Below are 20759 nucleotides of genomic sequence, written 5' to 3'. Positions count from 1 at the left end.
AACCGCGGGTAACGAAGGTTTTAGGAGACACTTGTGAAAAACTTGGTTCGCATCGCCGTCCCGGCGATTATCGGCGCCCTGCTCGCCGCCTGTAGCCCGCCCGAGGCGCCGCCGACTTCCGTCGACCCGCTTGTTTTGGGTCGCACCATTTACATCAAGCGCTGTGTTTCTTGTCACAATCATGACGGGACCGGTACCTTGCGGCGCAAGCCTTACGCCGCCGACTTCAACCAACCCGGCGGGGTTCTCTCCCGGAGTGATGACGAATTGCTCGCCTCCGTCCTGGACGGGAAAACCGGCGCCTATGGCACCATGCCCGCCTTCCGGCCCATCCTGAAGGAACACGAGGTTCGCGCCGCCCTGACGTATATTCGCAGCCAATTCAAGCCCAAGCAGGCCGAACTCAAACCGATACCCGGGGGGGAAACCCTATGAAATTGGTTTCCTTATGCCCCAGTATCACCCGGCTTTTGTTTGATCTCGACCTGGGTGACCATTTGGTTGCCGTGACCAAGTTCTGTATTCATCCCGCCGAGGCCGTCGCCAAGATAGAAAAGATCGGCGGCACCAAGGATCCTGACTTGGACCGGATCCACGCCTTGGCACCCGATTGGGTGCTGCTCAACCGCGAGGAGAACCGGCGCCCCGACGGGGAATGGCTCGCGGAAAAAGGTTTGCGCATCCACGTGTCCCATCCGTGCAATGTGGATGAAACCCTGGCCATGATCCGCGAATTCGGCACGTTGTTTGCCCGCGAAGCCTTGGCCGAGGCCAAGTGTGCCGCCATTGAAGCGGCCCGCGCCGCGTTGGTCGCGGCAGGTCCCGGAAAAAATGCCCGTTTCGCCTACCTCATTTGGCGCAAACCCTGGATGACCGTGAATGGGGAAACCTATATCAGCAATCTGCTTGCCGAGAGCGGTGCCGAAAATGTGTTTGCCGACGCGGACACCGCGTATCCCGCTTTTGAAGCCGCTCAACTCGGCAGCCTGCGGCCGGATCGCGTATTTTTGAGTTCGGAGCCGTTTCCGTTCAAGCAAAAACACGTCGACGAATTGGCCGAACAGTCCGGTTTGGACCGCGCGCGTTTTCGCTTGGTCGATGGTGAGTTATTGAGCTGGCACGGCGCCTTTACCGCCGAAGGCTTGCGTCTTGCGGGCGACCTTTTTACTTCGTCGAACGGGAGCGGATGACCACTTTTTCATCCTGGACCGAAACCTCGTACGCCACGTTGTTGACCTTTTTGGAACTTTGTATTTTTTCGGTCTGTTGCGCGATGAAGGTTTGGAATTTGGCGAAATTCGCCATTTTGCGTGCGCCCAGCATCAGGTTAAGCCGCATGTATTCGTCGTAAAGCTCCACCACCCGTTCGCGCTGGTTGCCCACGTCCGAGATGACCACCCGCTTCTTGGGCGCACTTTTTTTGGTGCCCTTCTTGGCCTCGGTTTGCTTGTCTTCAATTTGTTTTTTGGCCTTCATGCGGGCCATGCGTGCCGCCGCGACCGGGTCGCCGGAAATCTTGCGTTCCACCTGGCGTTTCCATAACTGCAGGTGGGAATTGACCTTGGCGATGATGTTCTGGGAGCGGAAGTTCTCTTCCGTGCGCAAGTTGTTCATGTTGCGCAAGCGTTTGAGGTCGGCTTCCAGGCGGTTGCGCAGTTCATAGGGTTCCACCGTGTTCACGTCATTGAGGAACAGGGTGTACTCCTTGCGCAACTGGGCGAAGTTGTTTTCAATTCTGAGGATTAGATCCGTTGCTGCTGACATGGTGTCCGGCCTCTCCGCGGTGGGTGGTAACGGTGTATTATTCTTCGGTCGTTTGTCGGTCGTTCATAAGGGCGGGTTTGGCAAAAAGGGCCTTTTCAGAGAAGGTGCGCCCCGTGGGTGGATTCGGGTGGTGAAAACCAAGAACCCACACGGTCGCCGTTGGGCGGGCCGTGTGGGTTGTAAGGGTATCGGTTTCATTATAAGCAGCCGCCGGGGGGGCGGCCGGCGCTATTTTTTGAAGAGTGACTTGAGCCACCCAAAAAAGCCCTTCTTGGGTTGGTCCGTGGCTTGGGTAGGCGCCCCTGACTTGTTGTACTTCTGGAAGAAGGCCGCGACCTCGGGAACCTCGTCGGCGCGTCGGAAGTCTTCCGTTCCGCCGGGTGCCAGCCTGTCGGTTTCCAAGAGGCGGTCTTCGATAATCCAGCGCTCAAGGGTTTCCAGGGTCAGATCAGGGTAAACCTGATCGTCGATCCAGGCCTGCCACAAGGCGCCCTCGGCTTGGATTTGTGCCTGTTTTTCGGCGTCCAAGTGGGGAATGGTGTCCGTTGGCGGTGGCGAATTCTCGCCAAAGTCGGAAGGATCGACATCGCTGAAGTTGGGTGGTTCGTCCGAAACAACCGTGGCAAATGGATCGCCACCTTCCGCCGGGGGTGACCCCAGATCCGCCGCTTCGTTGGCAATGCCAAGATCGTCGTCGGAAGGGAAGGCGGGCGCGGAGAACTCGGCTTGGAAAGGATCGTCGGAGCCAGGTGCATCGTGATTGGCGGCAACATCGACCGGATCGGGTTCGGAAATCGGTGTGTTGTCGATGACGTCCGGCTCGCCGATGGTTGCCGTGGCGTCGCCGCCTGTACCAAACGCGGGTTGGGTATCTGTTCCGCTACCGAGGGGATGGTTGTCCGTGGTGAATGCGTCGCTGCTTCCGCCAGACGCGGGGTCGTTGTCCGTGGACAACGCGTCACCGAAGGGATCGTCGGTGGTGGGCTCGGATGCGTTATCCATGCCCGCGAAGGGATCGGGTGCATCGGTTGGTTCGGGTTCACCGCCCATGCCCGCAAAAGGATCGTCCGTGGGCGGAGGTTCGGGTTTGTCGCCCAGACCCGCAAAATCGTCATCGGTGACCGGTGCATCCTCGTTTGCTTGAGCCAGGAAAGCGTCGAGCTGGGAACGGTCGACCGCCACCGTGGAGCCCGCTTCGTCGAGGGGGCCTGTATCCGGGGTTTCATCAAAGGTCAAGGAATCGTCGTCAACCGTAACCGGAGGAGGGGTTGGTGTTTGGTTTTGTTCCAGGAAGGCGTCGATCTGAGAGCGGTCGACCGCCATGGTGGCGCCGGTGTCGCCTTCAAAGGCGCCAGAGTCGCCCTCAAAGGCGCCATTCGTGGCACCCGGGGTTTCATCCAGGCCCAGTTCATCGGAGGGTTCGCCCGGCGCTTGTTGTTGCTCGAGGAAGGCGTCGAGTTGATCGCGATCCATCGCCATGGTGGCACCCGTGTCGTCCGCCGGCGGCGGCTCTTGGGTTGCAAATGGATCGGGCGCGCCCGCGTCACCTTGGTTTTGGTTGAGGAAGGCGTCGATTTGGGAACGATCCACCGCCATGGTGGCGCCCGCGTCTTGGGGCGATTCGGCGGGCGGTTCTTGTGTGGCAAAGGGGTCGGGCGCCGGTGCTTGGGCGTCGCCGGATGGATTTTGATTCAGGAAAGCGTCGAGTTGAGAGCGATCCACCGCCATGGTGGCGCCCCCATCACCGCCGTTAGCCGGGGGGGGTTCTCCGCCGACATTGCCCAGACCCAGAAGGTCGTCATCCTCGCGTTGGTTCATCATCGCGTCGAGCTGGGAGCGGTCGAATGCCATGGTCGCGCCGGAATCGGCCGTGTCGGCGCCCAGTGGATCGTCGCCCGCCAATTCTCCGAGCGGGTCGTCTTCGTCGACTTGCTGTTTGAGGAATTGGTCGATGTGCGAACGATCAACCGCCATGGTGGCGCTCGCGTCGCCGCCCATTTGCGCCGCCAAGGCGTTGGGATCGACTTGGACCGTATCACCCGTGGTTCCGTGGTTGTCCAAATTGCCCAAGGGGAAATCATCCTCGGGGTCTTGTTTGAAGGCGTCAAGGGACGGGGGTGGGGGGGGCTCTTCCGGTGTGTCGTCCGACTGTTTGATGTAATCCTGGAGCTTGCTGCGATCCACCCGCACCGTGGCTTGGCCCGCCACCTCGCTGGAACTTGGATCGGCCGGAGGGGGGGCCGGTGCCGCCGGGGCTTGTGCGCCGACGCTGACTTTGATGCCCGCCGTCGCCGCCGCCGCCGCCGGATCGACCTGGCGCGTTTTAAAATCGTCTTCCTTGCCGGGCGCCGCTTTCAGCAGGACCGAGTCTTTGTCGCGGAATGCTTTGAAGATCGCGCCGCATTTTTTGCACTTGACCTTCTTTCCTTTTTCCTTGATCAGCTCGTCTTTTACTTTGTAACGCGCATTACAGGAAGGGCAGGCGATAATCATAGAGGCTCCTTGAATGATTCCAGCCGAATGGTTGGTGAAAAAGCTTCATGGATGTTGCAATCAGAGCACATGATTAAACCTAAACTCAAGGTTGGTGGTGGGCTTCTTTTTTGAATACAGCACACCCGGCAGGTTCACCATGCGTTGGAGGTCAACGGCTTGGGCAAATCCTCGCCAGAAATCGCATAGCTTAGGTTGAAGACAAACTTTAACACAATGACCGCTGCAACCCAAACCAACAATTAGGCTTGGCTCCTTTTGAAATGTCAACAGCTACCTCACTTTCTCTTGCGGCGATCTTTGGTCTTATCGCGCCTTGGTCTTCGAACCTAAAGAAGCGCGATAAGTCGCGGTGATTTTAGCCAAACCTCTGGGCTGCAAGGGCCTGTGAAAATGCACGACCGCATCCGGCGGGTGCGGTCGTGCGCGACCCCGGCTTGCTTTTTTCAAGCCATTTCGCTCCAGACTTTTAGCGGAAATCCCTCACGCTTATCGCGCCGCTTAGGTAAAATGCCGGTGTTTTATTCTAATCACGTTTTGGAGGTTTTATGGCCGGCGCCCATCACAGGCCCGCTCATCCTTTTATGATCGAACTCGAGGAAGCTTGGCGGCTGTTGGCCGAAACCGTCGCCGCTGTATCCCCGGCCCCCGCCAACCCCTCCTTGCCGGTCGAGGCCGCCTTGGGGCGGGTGCTCGCGGAAACCGTCGTCGCCCGTTGCGATAATCCGCCGTTTGACCAGAGTGCCATGGACGGCATCGCCTTGAGCGCCGCGCTTAAAAAGCCGGGTGAACCGCTGGCTTGCCCGGTTGTCGCCACCGTGGCCGCCGGCGATGTTCCAGACGATGCCAAACCTATTGGCCAAAATTGTGTTCGCATTATGACCGGCGCGCCGATTCCCAGTACCTGCGACACCGTGGTAATGGTTGAGGATGTTTCCTTTACCCCGGGTGAACCCGAGATCGCCCATCTTCAAAACGAGCTGATCGTCGGTCGGCATATTCGGCGTCGCGGCGAGAATATCGCACGTGGCGAGGTTCTCGCGCCGGCCGGCACACGGGTTACCGCGCCGATGTTGGCCGCCTTGTTGTCCCAAGGGGTGCGACGGGTCTCCGTGCGTCGTCCGATTCGGGTCGGCGTTGCCACCACGGGTGACGAGGTCGTCGATTACCGTCGCGAGTTGCGACCGGGGCAGATATACAACAGCAACGCCCTGGCCGTTGCCGCCGCGCTGTCGGGCTCGACCGGCACCTTCGCGCTTGGGCCCGCCGGGCTCGGCGACAGCGCGCTGGAGCTACAGCATCTGGGGGTTTTGCCCGATGATTTGGCGGAAACCGAGTCCGCCTTGGCCCGTTGCACCGATTTGGATGTGGTGGTGGTGACCGGCGGCGTGTCCATGGGCGAATTTGATCACGTACCTCGGGCCGCCGCTCAGGCCGGTTTTCAGCCGCTTTTTCACAAAGTACGCATGAAACCCGGCAAACCCGTGTGGTTCGGAAAACACAGCGCCGGCACCCTGATGCTCGGTTTGCCTGGGAACCCGGTATCTTCTTTGGTAGGGACCTTGTTGTTTGTTCAGCCGTTGGTGCGTGGACTCCAGGTGGGCGCTTTGACCCCGCCCGGTTTTATCCAGCTTCCCTTGGAAGGTGATGTGCGTAATGGGGGGCGTTTGCCGTTATTTGTTCCCGCGCGGGTGGTACGGCGGGCGGCAGGCTTCTCGGTGATGCCTTTGACGACGAGTGGCTCCGGTGATGTGACCCGTTTTTCCTTCTGTCAGGCCTTGCTCCGGGTCTTGCCGGGTGATGCTCTGAAGAAAGGTGAACTTGTCCAAGTTTTGCTTCCGTTCAATCCGTGACATCGGTTAGAATGGGCGTGCTTTAACCTTTTCGAACTGCAAAAGATCCGCAATATTCTCCGGGACTCTATGGGTACCATCGTGTTTCCGGTATTGATTCTTTTGTGTCAACCTCGGTAGGATAAGGCATCTCCGAAAAAAACTCCAAGAGCTAACCCCAGGAGGTTGATTTTGAAAATCCTGACGATTGATGATTCAACCACCATGCGACGCATCATTATTAATACGCTTGCCCGCATTGGTTATAAAGACGTCGTTCAGGCCGATAACGGCAAGACCGGGCTCCAAAAGTTGGATGAAGGCGGCGTTGACGTCATCATTACCGACTGGAACATGCCCGAGATGGACGGTCTTGAATTTGTGAAAAGAGTGCGTTCCGGCCCCTACAAAGAAGTACCGATCCTCATGGTAACGACCAACGCCGCCAAAGAGGATATCGTTGAAGCTTTGCAGGCTGGGGTTAACAACTATGTTGTCAAACCGTTCACGCCTGAAACCCTCAAAGAGAAAATCGAACTCTTGATTAACTCTTAGTCGGGGTGACTGAACGGACGGCCGCGAGCTCCTGTTTCGCGGCCGAACAAGTCCCCTCCCTTCTACCATGAACGATAGGCGTGGCTTTCGTCCGCGACGTTTTGACACGCTTCTCACCATGCCCGTCCCTTTGTTAGGTTGGCTTCATGCAGACGTTTGTCTTCCTTGGCCTGATCTTCGGAATCCTTAACGCCATCCTCCTTTCCGTGGTGATTTTCATTCTTAAGCAGCCCGACCCCAACCGCGGTCGTCAGCTTGCGGAAACACAAGAGTTACAGGAACGCATTACCGAACTCACCAAACACGTTGTCAGTTTCGAAAAGAAAATCGAAAGTTTGATTAACGATTCCAAGAATGAGAACCTTGCTAAACTGGAGCGTGTCAATCAGGACATGGGTCGTCAACTCAAAACGATCCATGACAATCTCTAACCCTCTTTCTTTTCCTGTCGGGAGCACCTGAATTGCTCAGCCAAGAGTTTTTGCGTCAGACCGTGTTGTTTAACGAGCTCACAGAAGATGAGTTGCTCGAAGTGGTCATGATTGGCTGTGTCAAAAATTACAACGCCGACACGGTGATTTTCAAAGAAGGTGATCCCGGCGACACCATTTACCTCGTCGTTTCCGGTTCCGTGCGTATTTCCAAAATGCACAACGGTACGGAAGAAGCGCTGGCTGTTTTAGAATCCCGCAGCTTTTTCGGCGAGATGGCCTTGTTTGACCGCCAGGATCGTTCGGCTTATGCCATTGCGCACGTGCAAACCTCGTTGTTTGCCATCACCATGCAGGATTTGGTGGCCCTGTTTGACCGCAATCAAGCGATTGCTTACAAGTTCCTGTGGGCCTTTTGTCGTACCCTCACCGACCGCCTACGCACCACCAACGAAAAATTCCAAGTGATCATGAGCCTGGCTAACAGCGGCTTTTAACGCGGATCTTTTTGGTTTGGTGGATGGATGCGCCCTATTTGGCAGGGCGTGGTATCCGTTATTTCGCGGGATGTGAGGATGGATGGAAGATGCGGGCGGGCGTGGGCGCCCTCTTGTGGCAATTCCCGGCCGCGGATGAAGCCGTGCCTTCGGAATGATGGTTTTTCGAAGGTTCGGCTTCATCCGCGTCGGGAATAGGTGAGCGCAACCGGAGGTTGGGCGGAAAAGGGGTTGAAGGGTAGGGCCGCATCCTCGACCGATCCCGCGATCCCGAGAAATAAAGGAACCCAAGCCGAGCCGCGGCCAATCAAACCCGAGTGGGGGCACCCTTCCATCCCCTCCTTGTGCTACAATGCCCGGCGCCGCAATGGGTCGGCTGTTATTTTTTGACGTCCGCGGGCGTCGTTTTCGGAGGCGGGAAATGAGCTTATCGGCGGGTATCGTCGGCTTACCCAATGTGGGCAAATCCACGATTTTTAATGCGTTAACTTCGGGGAAAGCGCAAAGCGCCAACTACCCTTTTTGTACCATCGACCCCAATGTCGGGGTGGTTCCGGTCCCGGACCCGCGCCTCAAGCAGATTCAAAAGTTTATTACCACCGAGAAGGTGATTCCCGCGGCCTTGGAAATTGTCGATATTGCCGGTTTGGTGCGCGGCGCCAGTAAAGGCGAAGGCCTCGGCAACCAATTCCTCGCCAATATCCGCCAGGTCGATGCGATTTTGCATGTTGTTCGTTGTTTTGAGGGCGATGTGATCCACGTTGACGGCAGCGTCGACGCCATGCGCGATGTGGAAACCATTGAAACCGAGCTGATGTTGGCGGACATGGACTCCTTGGAAAAACGCTTGAAGCGCATCGCCAAAATGCCGGATAAAGAATCCAAAACCCAAGCCGCCGCGATCCGGGCTGCCTTGGACAAGCTCAACGACGGCCAGTGGTTGGCCCACGCTGATTTTAGCGAGCTGGAGCGCGAGGCCTTGAAGCCCATGTTCCTGTTGTCCATGAAAGAGGTGCTTTACATCGCCAACGTTCACGAGGATGAGTTGGGTGAAGAGAATGCCCAGGTCGCCGCGCTGCGTGAGCATGCCGCCAAAGCGCAGGCCGGGGTTGTGTTGATCTCGGGCAAAATTGAATCGGAACTGTCCGACATGGAAGCGGAAGAGGCCGCTGAATTTTTGAGTGAACTGGGGTTGGAAGAGCCCGGTTTGCATGCCTTGACCCGCGAAACCTACCGCTTGCTGGGTTTGCAAAGTTATTTTACCGCCGGTAAGAAAGAGATCCGGGCTTGGACCGTTCGGGTCGGGGCGAAGGCGCCTGAAGCCGCGGGTGTGATTCACACTGATTTTGAGCGCGGTTTTATCCGAGCAGAGGTGTTTACCATCGCCGATTTGGAGAAGCACCAATCCGAGGCTGAAATCCGCAACAACGGGGTGATGCGTCAAGAAGGCAAGGAATATGTGGTTGCCGACGGCGACATCATGCACTTTAAGTTCAACGTGTAAACGACCGAAAAAGTCATCGACCAAAAAACCCCGCCGTTGACTCGGCGGGGTTTTTTGGTTGTGGGCCCGTCGGGGTGGTTGACGGCCGGGTTTTGTGTCCGGGCGGGGGTTGACAAATTCCGCGTCATCAATGTTTTACCTGTCCGGGTGTGGCCTTTTGTGGGGAAATTTTTGCGGGGGATAGATCGTTGGTGAGAAGCCCGCGATATAGGTTAGAATACGGCATCCCATCCCGAGGAGGAAATCCCTTGTCCGAACCTAAATACCAACGTATTTTGTTGAAGCTCTCGGGCGAAGCCCTCATGGGACCACGTGAGTTCGGGGTGGACCCCGATACGGTGGCTTCCCTTACGTCACAAATCCGCGAAGTCCATCGTATGGGCATTCAGGTTGCCGTGGTGGTCGGCGGCGGCAATATTTTTCGCGGCGTTTCCAATGCGGCCGCCGGCATGGTGCGCGCCACCGCGGATTACATGGGCATGCTGGCGACCGTCATGAACAGCCTGTCGTTGCAAGACGCATTTGAAAAACACGAAATTCCCACCCGTGTCCTCAGCGCTTTTGATATGCGCCAAGTCGCCGAAACCTATACCCGTCCTCGGGCGATGCACCACTTGAAATCCGGCCGCATTGTGATTTTTGCCGCCGGAACCGGCAACCCCTTTTTTACAACGGATACCGCCGCCGCATTGCGCGCGGTTGAGGTGGGTGCCGACATTATTATGAAAGCGACCAAAGTTGACGGGATTTACACCGAAGATCCGGTGAAAAATCCCAACGCCCAGCGAATCGAGCGGACCAGTCACATGAATGTGCTTGAGAAGCAGCTCAAGGTGATGGACGCTACCGCCATTTCCCTGTGTATGGACAATAAAATGCCGATCCTTGTGTTCCAAATGACCAAACCCGGCAACATTGTCAAAGCGGTATGTGGTGAAGAAATCGGAACCCTAGTGGAGGAATCATGTTAGACGAACATTATGCAGATGCGAAAACCCGGATGGGACAGGCCGTCAAGAAGTTTGCCGGCGAATTGTCGAAAGTGCGCACCGGTCGCGCTTCCTTGGCCGTTTTTGACGGGGTAAAGGTTGATTACTACGGTTCGCCCACGCCGATTAATCAGGTAGCCGCGCTCGCCAATCCCGAGCCCAACCTGATCACCATTCAACCCTGGGAACCCAACATGTTGGGACCGATTGAAAAAGCGATTCTCGGTGCCAACCTCGGTTTGACCCCCAACAACGACGGCGCCCTGATTCGCATTTCCGTTCCGCCACTGACGGAGGAGCGCCGCAAGGAATATGTCAAGCAGGTGCACAAGTTGGCCGAGGCCGCCAAAACCGCGGTGCGCAACATTCGCCGCGATGTGAACGACGCTTTGAAAGGGTTGGAGAAGGAGAAAGAGATTTCGCAGGACGACCTGCACCGTGGTCTGGATGAGATCCAGAAGATTACCGACGGCAAGGTCGGCGAAATCGACAAGTTAACCAAAGGCAAAGAGAGCGAGATTCTCGACGTTTAACCCGCCTGGGTTCTTTGCGTTTCCGCGGGCCGGTTCATGCCGGCCTGTTTTCATTTCTGATGTCCGCCGGGTTCCGTTATCCTTCGTGTGTCTCGCGTTGGGTTTCGGGGTCATAAGGTTAACCATGTCCATTCTTTATTATTGTTCCGTGTTGGTGTTACTATAAAAATCCCCTTTCCCGACCTTTCTCGCCACGGGTATCTCTCCCGATCGCGGCCCAGCTTTTTTGACGGGTTCCGCCGCGATTTCCCCATCGAGCGCGGCAACGACCGCATGGGTGGCCTGCCGGTTTTTGGCCGAGACCGCGTATTCGGGGTGGTGGTGGCGACTCAAGGCTCGCGGAGACGTTTTTGATGAATGATGAGTTTGTGCCGTTACAGCCCGGCGAAATGGTCGACCACTACGAAATATGGAAGTTCCTGGGCAAAGGTGCGATGGGCCGGGTCTATCAGGCGTTTGACAAGCAGCTTAATCGCTGGGTAGCCATAAAAATTTTGCATCATGCCGGCGACCCGGAGCGCGCCCAGAAGATGATGATTGAGGCGCGGAACCAAGCGACCGTCGATCACGAGCATGTTTGTAAGGTTTATGAAACAGGGGTGTTGCGCGGTTTTCCTTACGTGGTGATGCAATACATTGAAGGGATTACCTTGGATCGGGCCGTGCGGTTGATGTCGTTGCGCGAGAAAGTGCTGGCCATCCAAAAAATTGCCGAGGGTTTGCACAAGGCCCATGAGTGCGGTTTGATTCACCGCGATATCAAACCGCAAAACATCATGATGGAACGCGGCGATGTCGCCCATGTGTTCCTCATGGATTTCGGGGTTGCCAAGCAAAAAACCGCGCCCAGCAACACCATTGAAGGCGAGGTAAAAGGATCGCCCGCTTACATGTCGCCGGAGCAGGCCGAGGGCCGGGTCGACCTTGATCACACTTCCGATATTTACAACCTCGGTGCCACCCTTTATTTCCTGCTGGTGGGCCGTGCGCCCTTCAGCGGTGACAACACCGTGGAAGTGTTGTTGGATGTCATGGAAAAGGAACCGGAGCCGATTGGACGGGTGCAACCCGACTTGCCCCAGGACCTGCAGAACATCACCATGAAGTGCATTCAAAAAGAGCCTGAGAATCGTTATCAGAGTGCACTCGCCTTGGCTTCCGATCTGGGGCGACTGCTTGCCAACGAGCCGGTGACCGCCACCCCCGCCACCCCTTTGTACCTTATCTATAAGTTCATCCAAAAGAACCGTTACCCCGTTTTGGCGACCTTCCTGGTGTTGCTCTCCTTGGTTGCCGGCTTGCTAGGGACCACCGCCGCTATGTTGCGTGCCTATCAAGCCGCGGACGAGGCCGCCGCCTCGCGGCAGGAGGCTTCCGCCGAATCGCAAAAAGCCGTGACCATCTTAAACTTCGTCGAAGACCTTGTGGTGGATTTTGAGGCCGCTTCGCCGTGGGAACAATCGCCCTCGATTTCCGTGGCCATTCCCTTGGAACCTCGCGAAATCGTCGAGCGCATTGAAATTGAATTTGATCGTCATCCGCGCATCCAAGCGGCGGTCGCCGTTCTGGTCGGGAAAAAGTTACTCAACGAAAGCCGCACCACCGACGCGGTTTACCTGCTCGATTTCGGCTGCTCCCTTCTGGAACGAAACTACGGCCCTTGGCATCCCCGCACCCTACGCACGCGGTTGGAGTTATGTGTTGCTCTGGTGCGGGATCGCAAACCCGAGCAGGCCGTGGAACAAGCCGACCAACTACTGAAGCAAGGGCGTTTGGTGTTTGGCGAAGATCATCCGATGACCATGGCCATTCGCGAGCTTTGGTTGTACCTCCAACTTGACGGCCGTTCCGAGGATGAAGAGCCCGCCGCGGTTTATGCGGCCTACCGTCGTTTAGTCGAGGGTGAACTGTTGCTGCCCGCCAACTTTCGCTGGCGGTTTCTCGAGGGCCGGCGTCGGGCCGTTTATGAGGCCGTTGTCGCCCAGGGCTCCCCGTCCTCGGCGATTCATCGTGAATTTATGCTCAATTTCCTTGCATTGCGTTTAACAGCGGGTGACTACCGCGATGTCTTGCGCGACTTACGCGCGGTCAGCGGACATGTGGCCGACGTACGTCGTGAATCGCCCATTCATGAACTGTCACTCCACCTTTGGGAGGGGCGGATTCGGGCCCGGCTGGGTCAATTCCCACAGGCGCTTTCGTTGTTTGAGAAAATTCATCTTGCCAGCGAGGAGCGGGATGTTGAGGCCCATATTTTGGCGTTGCGGGCCCGCAACGAAATGGTGGATGCCTGGATTTGGGTCGGTGATGCCGAGGCCGCCCTTCAGCTTGCGGAAACCGCGGAGGGCGCCGCGCCTGAACCCGAGTATGCCTTCGAACATTTTTGGCGTGGCGTTTTGCGGGGCAAAATTGCGATTGCGCAAAACAAACCGGAAGAAGCACGATTGTGGTTAGAGCGCAGTCGTTCGGCCGTGCGCCAGTTCGGCGGTGGCTTCCAACTGCGCGCCTTAGAGCTGGAAGCGCTTTGGGCCGAATGGCTGCGTACCCAATACCGCTTTGAGGAGGCCGCGGTGGTGGTCGGCTACGCTTATCGGGCGGCGACCTTCTATTTTGAGCCGGAAAACCGGTTGTGTCTGCGGCTTCAACTGTTGCGCGGCCGTCTCTACATGGACCAGAAACTGATGCTGGGCGCCGAGCCCTTGCTGATCGCCTGTTACGAAACCTTTGCGCGCCAATTCGGTAACGACCATCCAGCTACCCGAGAGGCGATCCAGACCATCCTCTTCCTCTACGACCAAACCCAAAACCAGAACAAGCGCGAGGTTTTCCAAGAGCGTCTCACGCTTTAGGATGGTTTGGGATGCGGTGTGTCCGTAGGGGTTAGCTCGCATTTCTCACAAGGATAGCAGGATGGTTTGAGGATGCGGCTGATGATGGGAACCCTTGGTTGCCGGTTCCCGACGCGGATGGCGCCGTTATTTCGAGGAAGGCGCGGCGTGACTGTGCATTCGAACCCTTTCTGGTTTAACCCGCATTTCTCACAAGGAGGGGTTCGACCATTCGCGGGGCCGAGCATTCGCGGGGCCGACCATTCGCGGGGCCGAGCATTCGCGGGGCCGACCATTCGCGGGGCCGACCATTCGCGGGGCCGAGCATTCGCGGGGCCGACCATTCGGCGTAGCAGCCGCGGCGGAAGCGGCAAGACCCAGTAATACGGCCGCCCGCCCCGCGGATGGCAAACCCTCGTCATCGCATGGGGTTGCCCCGGTGCAGAATCCCTTTTGAGAAATGTGGGTTAGGAGCTATCGCTTAAACCAACCGGAACAGCGGGGTGACTTGCGGTGGGACGTGGTGGTGGGCGCTTTATCGCGGTTCGGTGGAAGCCAAACGAAGTAACGGCCCTATCCGCGGCGGGAAGTGGTTGAGAGGGGGGGACGGCAAAGCCGCATCCTCCATCCATCCTGCCTTCCTGTTAAAAAAAGGAGCCCAAGCCAAGCTGATTGGAACCCAAGCAGTCGAGAAGCCGATTCTTCAGACCGCGATCCTCACCGCAACTTAGGACGGATGGTTGCCCGACCCCAGCGCGCACTTTTATCCTCTTCCCAAATGGAGACCGAAATTTCGCAGAGGTTGAGGTTGTGGAAGCGGGGGTCTTCTCTAAATATGGGTTGAAGGCGCCACAGGAAATAATGGGCGAGCGTGTCACAGGTAGGAAATTGTTGGGTGGTGTTGACGAGGTGGTTGTCGCTCGTGAACTGGGGACATTCGTGGAGGTTGCACCCGTCCAGCTCTTTGACATAAGGGTCGAAAAACTTAGCGAGGTCGAGCATGTCATGAACCATCCCGGTGCGGGGATCTAATGGGCCGGAGACGCTAAACTCAACTTCCCATAGGTGCCCGTGCAGCTCGGGGCGGGCCGGCAATGCATGGGAGGCGTGGAAGTGTTTTTGGACACTGACCACGATTTCATATTCTTGATCATCGACGAACATGGCGTTTTTAAACCTTGTGGGTCACCGTTTTTGTGACGTGAAAAAATGTGCCGGTCGCATCGTTTAGGGTTGCGCCGGGGGTGGCGTAGTTTGTTTTGACGAGGGCTAGCCCGACAGAGACGCCTCGTTCCGGGTTGTTCATCAGCGAGGTTAAGCTGCCGGCCGGTTTGTCTTCCAAGGTGAGCGGGCGGGGGAGTGTGCCGACCTTGCCGTCGGGATCGCCGGTGACCAGGCATAAAACCTGTGGTGGGCGACCGCGGTCATTGGTTTTGGCAACCGTTTCTTGGCCGATGTAACAGCCTTTGTTAAAAGCGATGCCGCTCACTCCGCAAACCAAGGGGTTTTGACCGGCGAGCATGTCGATGCCGAACCAGGCAATCAACGCTTCGATGCGGGCTCGGTTGAGGGCGTTGAACCCGATGGGTGCCAAGCCCATGTCGATGAGGGCGGTAACCGCATCGCCTGCTTCTTCGCGACCGCACAGCACATCGGTTCCACCAAAGCCGCAGCGATTATGGTCGATAAAGTGCCAGTGTGGATAAATCTTGGCGAGCGCCTCGCGGTGCAAAGGCGCTTCCTTGCCTTGGAGTGAAAAGAAGTAATAGTCCGTCAAGGGGCGAATGGTTACATCTTCCATGATGACGAAACGAGACAGGTTTTTTTGAATCGTGTCACGCAATTCGAAGGGGCATTCCATGACCAAATGGTTGTCTTCCAGGTGGTAAAGGTTCAGTTTGGCTTGCACCTTACCGGAAGCGTCCAACAGAAGCGAGGGCTTGGCTTCGCCGACGGGAAAGGGCTGCATCGATTGGGTAAGCATGCCTTGCAGAAATGAGAAGACGTCGCGGCCGCGCAGGGAAAGCAAACGTTCTTGGGTGAGGTCGACCAAGCCGGCGCGCCGTTGGAGGGCGTCATATTCCGCTGAGCCGTAATTGGCGGAGAGCTGGTAATCGCCCTGGGTGTCGAGGATCTGATCGGGACGGCCTGACTGTTGATTCATGAGGTTAACTCGGCGCGACGGGTTTTGGGGCGGTGCCCCTTGTCGAAAAGGGAAGGTTCGACCGGTTTTTTTCCGGCCGAACCCTCAATTTGAATATACACAATGATCTAACCAAGCGCGATGAAAACGCGTGTCGTCGGTTAGCTCGGGATGGTAGGTCACGGCAGTCAGGTTGCGATACTGGACGCCGGTAATTTGATCACCCAGCCTGCTGATGACCTTGGTTTCGCCCTGGATGTTGGTGAATCGTGGGGCGCGAATAAACAGCGCGTGGTATTCGGCAAGGTTCCACGTCGGACAGGATTGGCTTTCGGTGAAACTGTCGACCTGAGAACCGTAGGCGTTGCGTTCGATGTCGGCCGGCAACCAGCCGAGGCTGTCTTGCTCCGGGTGGGTTACCCGTTGACTGAGCAGAATGGCCCCGGCGCAGGTTCCAAGCACGGCTTTCCCGGATGCGGCAAACTGATCCAAGGCGGGTTTGAGATCAAACGCTTGAATGAGTTTGAGCATTGTCGTGGATTCGCCGCCCGGCAGGATCAGTGCATCGCAGTCCTCAAGAGCCTCGGCGAGGCGCACCTCTTTGGAGGCGACGCCGCACCGATCAAGCGTTTTGCGGTGGGCGGCAAAGCCGCCCTGTATGGCTAAGACACCGATCATCAGGCGTTTACCAGCCTCGGCCGGCGAGGAGTTCGCCTTGGGGGATGTCGCTGATGTTGATGCCCACCATGGCTTCGCCCAAATTCGCGGAAACTTCCGCAAGAATTTTGGGGTCTCGGTAGTGCGTGGTTGCTTTGACAATCGCGGTGGCGCGTTTCAGTGGGTCGCCGGATTTGAAGATCCCGGAGCCGACAAAAACCGATTCGGCGCCGAGCTGCATCATCAGTGCCGCGTCCGCCGGCGTGGCAATGCCGCCCGCGGCGAAGTTAGGAACCGGCAGTTTGCCGTGTTCCGCCACGTAACGTACCAGGGTGAAAGGCGCACCCATGTTTTTGGCCGCGCTCATCAGCGAGGCCGGGTCCATGGCTTTTAATTCCGCGATGCCTTTGTTGATGGAGCGCATATGGCGAACTGCTTCAATGACATTCCCCGTGCCGGCTTCGCCTTTGGTGCGCATCAACGCTGCACCTTCGCCGATGCGGCGCAGTGCTTCTGCCAAATTGGTGGCGCCGCAAACGAAGGGCGATTTGAAATCGTGTTTCCAGATGTGATTGCTTTCATCTGCTGGGGTCAATACTTCGCTTTCATCGATGAAGTCGATGCCGAGTGATTCCAGAATTTGGGCTTCCACGAAGTGGCCGATGCGGCATTTGGCCATCACCGGAATGCTGACCGTTTCTTTAATGGAAGTTACCAATTCAGGAGGGGACATCCGGGCCACTCCGCCTTGAGCGCGGATATCGGCCGGGACCCGTTCCAGTGCCATGACGGCAACAGCGCCCGCGTCTTCCGCGATGCGTGCTTGTTCGGGCGTGACAACGTCCATAATGACGCCGCCCTTGAGCATTTCGGCCAAGCCGGTTTTGAGCTCAATCGTTCCTACTTCTTTCAATCCATGCCTCCCAGTAAGTGGTTGCTAGAGCGAGTGTTTGCTCCAACCCTTGAAGCGCCTTGTCAAAAAAAATTGAATCGTGATTACAAAGCTTCGCTTGCCTTGCGGCGCGAGAAAAATCGGGGGTGCTTCAAGGTGTGGTGGAACCACCTCATTTTCGGAGCATGATTATCGCTCTAAAGCCGTTGCAATGCAACTTGTCCGCTTGGTTTCCGGCACGCAGAAATTGAAATAATGACGACCAAAGGGGACTGATTCGGGTTCGCAACCCTTCCCGGTGCCGGTGCCGCGACCCTCGACGGCGACCACCTACCCGTTCCCACCGATTGAGCGCGTAAGGTTTTACTTTTTTCTGCTTGCGATTCGTGTATCATGATCATCTTTGTGGTGAAATGTGCCCCGATTTGACGCAAACGCCGCACTTACTGTCTGCGATGCGAACCCCCCAGCCGTTTTTTTATTCGTGTCTTTGTTCTTTTTGAGACGTGAGGTTTTCCGGGTTCATTTTTATCGTAGCTGAACAAGAACTGTGAAGCTTGAGGAATCCCTGCCATGACCAAACGCAAAGATGAACGCAAAGAGTTGCTGAAAACCGACGAATTCAAGGCCGCGCTTGAGAGCGGTATCTCTCAAACCAAGGAATCACCACGCACGGTAATCGGTGCCGTGGTCGGCGCTTTTGCGCTGTTGGGCCTTATCTTTTTGGTAATGTCCTTCCGTGACAACGCCGCCAAAAACGCTGCAGGCCAGGTCTATCAAATTGAAGGCCCTTTGTTTGCGCAGGTTGATGATACGCGTGACCGCTTTGATTTCAGCAGCGAGCGACAGAAATACGAACAAGCCTTGGCTGAAGCGGAAAATACCATTCCTTCCTTGAGTGGCGCTGCCAAGCAGCAAGCCCTTCTTCTCAAAGCCGGCGCCCTGGCCGCCCTGGGCCGTCAGGATGAAATTCCCGCGGTTTATGAAGAAGTTCTGAAAGGCGATTCCGGTTACCACTTCTTCGCCCACAAAGGTTTGGGCGATTATCACTTTGCAAAAAAAGCTTTTGATGAAGCGCTCTCTCATTACGATAAGTTGGCGAAGTCCGGTAGTGTGGTCCCCGACATGCAAGACTTTGTTAACTACCAGCGTGCGCGTTGTTTCCAAGGGAAGAATGATTTCGCCCAGGCGCGCACCTTGGCCAATGCCGTGATTGATCGTTACAAAGACAAGGAAGCGGTTGATCGTTCGCCCGTCTACCGTAAAGTGGAAGAGTTGTTGAAGGAATTGGATGAGGCGAGTCCCGCATCCGATGCAGGCGCCGCTTCCTAAGCGTCCTTTCCGTTGTTTATTGCTAAAAAGCCGGTCGATGACCGGCTTTTTTGATGTTTGCCCAGCGTGGCGGGCCAACCCGGCCGACTGAAAGAAGATGCAAGGAAAGCCTCCAAACCGGCGTTCTTGTGCCCGTCTAGGGCGGATAACTTGCAGGAGCCGTATACGAGGCCCGTAGGTACGGTTCTGTGAGAGGGATGAGCCGGGATTAATTGCCCCGTCTCACCCTGCTCGATGTTTGGAGTCCGCGTCTTTTTTTATGGGGTAGATCCGCTGGTGAGGCACGTGGATTAGCGGATTTTTGACTTCAGCCAGGAGACGACCCTTTGCGCTGCCTCAATTTGATGGGGTTGGTTGGTGAAGGGGGCCTCGTTTTTCTCTAAAAACCCGTTTAACCCCTGTTTTGGGCCGGGTAATGTGAATTGGGCCCCGAACCCGGTCTGTTCGAATTGGTGCGCTGTCACGTTTTTTGGTGCCGCTGAAAAGTAAGTGAGCAAGCGTCCCGGCAGGTTGGCGTCGATGCGACCGCGGATGACTTGCTCGAAAAAACGCAAGGCTTCATCGAAGCCCGTTGCTGCGCCGCGGAGTCTGAGTGGGTGCGTCGCGGGCGTGTTGATGGAGAGCAGGAAGGCCCGGTCGTACAGGGCGGTGTCCGTTGTTCGCGGTTGATGAACCATGAGCCATCCGTTTGTTGCGGATTTGGGGGCGCCTGGGGGCGGTCCGGCATGGAAGTTTCGAAAATCAAAGAAGAGTTGAGATTCGCTCATGATTAACCCTCATCATTCGCGGAAGCTGTGTTTTTCGGTTCGGAATGGGCCGACTTGTTTGCATCAAGTAACCTATTTAGATTAGGATAAAAGACTTGGTAGGGGAAGGTTAAACCAGGTCGGGCCGGTCCTCCCTGAGAATGGGTCCGGTTGAAACCTCGGGCCGGATTCCTGAGGCGGCGGGAAAAGAACCGCTAACCCGCATTTCTCACCAGAATTCGTCGCGAGGCTTTGAAATCGTTGTGAGGACACAGGTTACGACCGCGGGCAGGCGTAGCAGCGCCACGTCGAGGCTGTCACCGTTGCTTTGCAACGGTGCAACCGAGTAATCTAAGTAATTGCAGCTGTTTCAACGCGGGAGCAGAGCTTCTGGTGAGAAATGCGGGCTGATTGTTCGGGGTGGAGTCGGCGGCGGATGATGGGTGATCGAGTCCTTGTGTCATTCGGTTTTGTAGCTATTTGGGGAGCATTTTCACATGACCATCGGTGAAAAGCTAAAACGAGCGCGCAAAAAGATGAACTACGACCTCGACGATGTCGCGCGCGAGACCAAAATTGCCAAAATGTTTCTCATTGCCATTGAGAATGACGATGTTTCCGCGCTGCCGGGCGGTGTTTATACGCGGAATTTTTTGCGAACCTATGCCCAGTTCCTTGAACTGGATGAAGATATTATTACCGCTGAATTTCACGATCAGTACGACATCAAACCTCACTTTGTTTTACAGCAAGAACAAACCAAGCGCGATGATTCCGCTTTTAAACAGCAGCGCATGCGGCTCCTGATGGTGATTTCCTTGATCGTCGGTGTGGTCCTTTTGGTGCTTTTGGTTTTGTACCGGCCTTGGGCGTCCGCTGATCCCGCCGGCGCCGTGAAAACGTTGCCGCCCCGTGTTGAAGCGCCAGGGGCTGCTTCAACCTCGGTTACCGAGCCCGTGTCTCGGCCCGATGAGGGGCATGCGGGGGCGGTTGACCGCGGCGCTGAGGCCAAGCATGGGCGCGCCGAATCGGATCCTTTGACCGCGGATAAGGCGACGGCGACCCTGAATGGGGTTCCGTCGGAAATTTCCCCGGAAGTGTCCGGTGATATGCCTGTCGGCAATGATTCTCCCGCGGCGAGAAGCGCGGTTTCGGCCGGCGGCGGTGTTTCTTCCGGCTTGCCATTGCTTTCCCTCGCGGGAGAGCAGGTGTTGGGCGGGGCCGAGGGCGATGTCGTTTTGGATGATGTTTTTGTGATTGAGGCGCGTCGCTCCGTCCGGGTTGAGGTATACATCGACGGTGAGATGCTTACCAATCGACGCCTTCCCGCCGGAGAGCGCCGGATTTATCGCATGGGGCGTTTGCACGTCGTTAAAATATGGGATATTGCCGATGTGGTTGTGCAAGTTGATGGGGGTGTTTTTCAAGCGCCCGCCGGTCTGTCGGGCCCGGTTTTATTGACCGATTTTAAGCCGGGTGAGATGTTGGATCGGTTGCGGTCGGCCGAGGTGTCCGCTTCCGATGTGGAAGAGTAAGAGCGGTAACAATAATTCCCTACACAGG

The 20759-nt window shown here is 56.6% G+C and carries 19 protein-coding genes; 12 read left to right on the top strand and 7 right to left on the bottom strand.

Features of this window, described 5'->3' with window-relative positions:
- The first annotated feature begins 33 nt into the window (after window positions 1-33).
- Together J3U88_RS16270 and J3U88_RS16265 are read left to right on the top strand one after the other, a co-directional pair.
- Window positions 34-435 carry a c-type cytochrome gene (locus J3U88_RS16270; RefSeq protein ID WP_207859981.1) on the top strand — a complete coding sequence of 134 codons (402 nt, stop codon included), beginning with the start codon at window positions 34-36 and terminating at the stop codon, window positions 433-435.
- Window positions 432-1190, top strand: coding sequence for a helical backbone metal receptor (locus J3U88_RS16265; RefSeq protein ID WP_207859980.1), 759 nt, complete (start codon window positions 432-434; stop codon window positions 1188-1190). Before J3U88_RS16270 ends, J3U88_RS16265 begins: the two co-directional genes overlap by 4 nt.
- Here J3U88_RS16265 and J3U88_RS16260 read toward each other — a convergent pair.
- Both J3U88_RS16260 and J3U88_RS16255 read right to left on the bottom strand, forming a co-directional pair.
- A complete protein-coding gene (locus tag J3U88_RS16260) occupies window positions 1165-1764 on the bottom strand; it encodes a hypothetical protein (protein WP_207859979.1) in 600 nt (199 codons plus the stop codon). The genes J3U88_RS16265 and J3U88_RS16260 overlap by 26 nt on opposite strands.
- Window positions 1765-1992: 228 nt before the next feature.
- A complete protein-coding gene (locus tag J3U88_RS16255; protein ID WP_207859978.1) occupies window positions 1993-4257 on the bottom strand; it encodes a zinc-ribbon domain-containing protein in 2265 nt (754 codons plus the stop codon).
- Between the two features lie 548 nt (window positions 4258-4805).
- On the opposite strand from J3U88_RS16255, the gene J3U88_RS16250 reads away from it, so the two are divergent.
- The 8 genes from J3U88_RS16250 (at window position 4806) to J3U88_RS16215 (ending at window position 13447) form a co-directional block, all read left to right on the top strand.
- Window positions 4806-6110, top strand: coding sequence for a molybdopterin molybdotransferase MoeA (locus J3U88_RS16250; protein WP_207859977.1), 1305 nt, complete (start codon window positions 4806-4808; stop codon window positions 6108-6110).
- A 171-nt stretch (window positions 6111-6281) separates the two neighbouring features.
- Window positions 6282-6644, top strand: coding sequence for a response regulator (locus J3U88_RS16245; protein WP_243435979.1), 363 nt, complete (start codon window positions 6282-6284; stop codon window positions 6642-6644).
- A gap of 146 nt (window positions 6645-6790) precedes the next feature.
- Entirely contained in the window at window positions 6791-7075 is a 285-nt protein-coding gene (locus J3U88_RS16240) for a hypothetical protein (protein WP_207859976.1), read from the top strand.
- Window positions 7076-7107: 32 nt separating this feature from the next.
- Complete coding sequence (locus tag J3U88_RS16235) at window positions 7108-7572, top strand: cyclic nucleotide-binding domain-containing protein (RefSeq protein WP_207859975.1); 465 nt, start codon at window positions 7108-7110, stop codon at window positions 7570-7572.
- 421 nt (window positions 7573-7993) lie between these two features.
- A complete protein-coding gene (gene ychF / locus J3U88_RS16230) occupies window positions 7994-9076 on the top strand; it encodes a redox-regulated ATPase YchF (RefSeq protein WP_207859974.1) in 1083 nt (360 codons plus the stop codon).
- Between the two features lie 248 nt (window positions 9077-9324).
- Window positions 9325-10047, top strand: coding sequence for a UMP kinase (gene pyrH, locus J3U88_RS16225; protein ID WP_207859973.1), 723 nt, complete (start codon window positions 9325-9327; stop codon window positions 10045-10047).
- Window positions 10041-10598 carry a ribosome recycling factor gene (gene frr / locus J3U88_RS16220; protein WP_207859972.1) on the top strand — a complete coding sequence of 186 codons (558 nt, stop codon included), beginning with the start codon at window positions 10041-10043 and terminating at the stop codon, window positions 10596-10598. Before pyrH ends, frr begins: the two co-directional genes overlap by 7 nt.
- 353 nt (window positions 10599-10951) lie before the next feature.
- Window positions 10952-13447 (top strand): serine/threonine-protein kinase, encoded by a 2496-nt coding sequence (locus J3U88_RS16215; protein ID WP_207859971.1) that lies wholly within the window; start codon window positions 10952-10954, stop codon window positions 13445-13447.
- A gap of 696 nt (window positions 13448-14143) precedes the next feature.
- Here the strand turns inward: J3U88_RS16215 and J3U88_RS16210 are convergent.
- The 4 genes from J3U88_RS16210 to pdxS form a co-directional block, all read right to left on the bottom strand.
- Window positions 14144-14590, bottom strand: a complete 447-nt coding sequence (locus J3U88_RS16210) for a 6-carboxytetrahydropterin synthase (protein WP_207859970.1) — start codon at window positions 14588-14590, stop codon at window positions 14144-14146.
- Window positions 14591-14597: 7 nt separating this feature from the next.
- Window positions 14598-15590: a CAF17-like 4Fe-4S cluster assembly/insertion protein YgfZ gene (ygfZ, locus tag J3U88_RS16205; RefSeq protein WP_207859969.1), complete on the bottom strand. Its 993-nt coding sequence runs from the start codon at window positions 15588-15590 to the stop codon at window positions 14598-14600.
- An 84-nt stretch (window positions 15591-15674) separates the two neighbouring features.
- Window positions 15675-16247: a pyridoxal 5'-phosphate synthase glutaminase subunit PdxT gene (gene pdxT / locus J3U88_RS16200; protein WP_207859968.1), complete on the bottom strand. Its 573-nt coding sequence runs from the start codon at window positions 16245-16247 to the stop codon at window positions 15675-15677.
- Window positions 16248-16254: 7 nt separating this feature from the next.
- On the bottom strand, window positions 16255-17139 hold the full coding sequence (pdxS, locus tag J3U88_RS16195) for a pyridoxal 5'-phosphate synthase lyase subunit PdxS (protein ID WP_207859967.1): 885 nt from the start codon (window positions 17137-17139) through the stop codon (window positions 16255-16257).
- Window positions 17140-17691: 552 nt separating this feature from the next.
- On the opposite strand from pdxS, the gene J3U88_RS16190 reads away from it, so the two are divergent.
- Complete coding sequence (locus J3U88_RS16190; RefSeq protein WP_207859966.1) at window positions 17692-18450, top strand: tetratricopeptide repeat protein; 759 nt, start codon at window positions 17692-17694, stop codon at window positions 18448-18450.
- 290 nt (window positions 18451-18740) lie between these two features.
- Here J3U88_RS16190 and J3U88_RS16185 read toward each other — a convergent pair whose 3' ends face one another.
- Complete coding sequence (locus J3U88_RS16185) at window positions 18741-19127, bottom strand: hypothetical protein (RefSeq protein ID WP_207859965.1); 387 nt, start codon at window positions 19125-19127, stop codon at window positions 18741-18743.
- A 566-nt stretch (window positions 19128-19693) separates the two neighbouring features.
- Here J3U88_RS16185 and J3U88_RS16180 point away from each other — a divergent pair.
- A complete protein-coding gene (locus tag J3U88_RS16180; protein WP_207859964.1) occupies window positions 19694-20731 on the top strand; it encodes a helix-turn-helix domain-containing protein in 1038 nt (345 codons plus the stop codon).
- Window positions 20732-20759: the final 28 nt, after the last annotated feature.

The sequence above is a fragment of the Acanthopleuribacter pedis genome, from assembly GCF_017377855.1.
Lineage (GTDB): Bacteria > Acidobacteriota > Holophagae > Acanthopleuribacterales > Acanthopleuribacteraceae > Acanthopleuribacter > Acanthopleuribacter pedis.
This window is presented reverse-complemented; position numbering and strand designations above follow the sequence as displayed.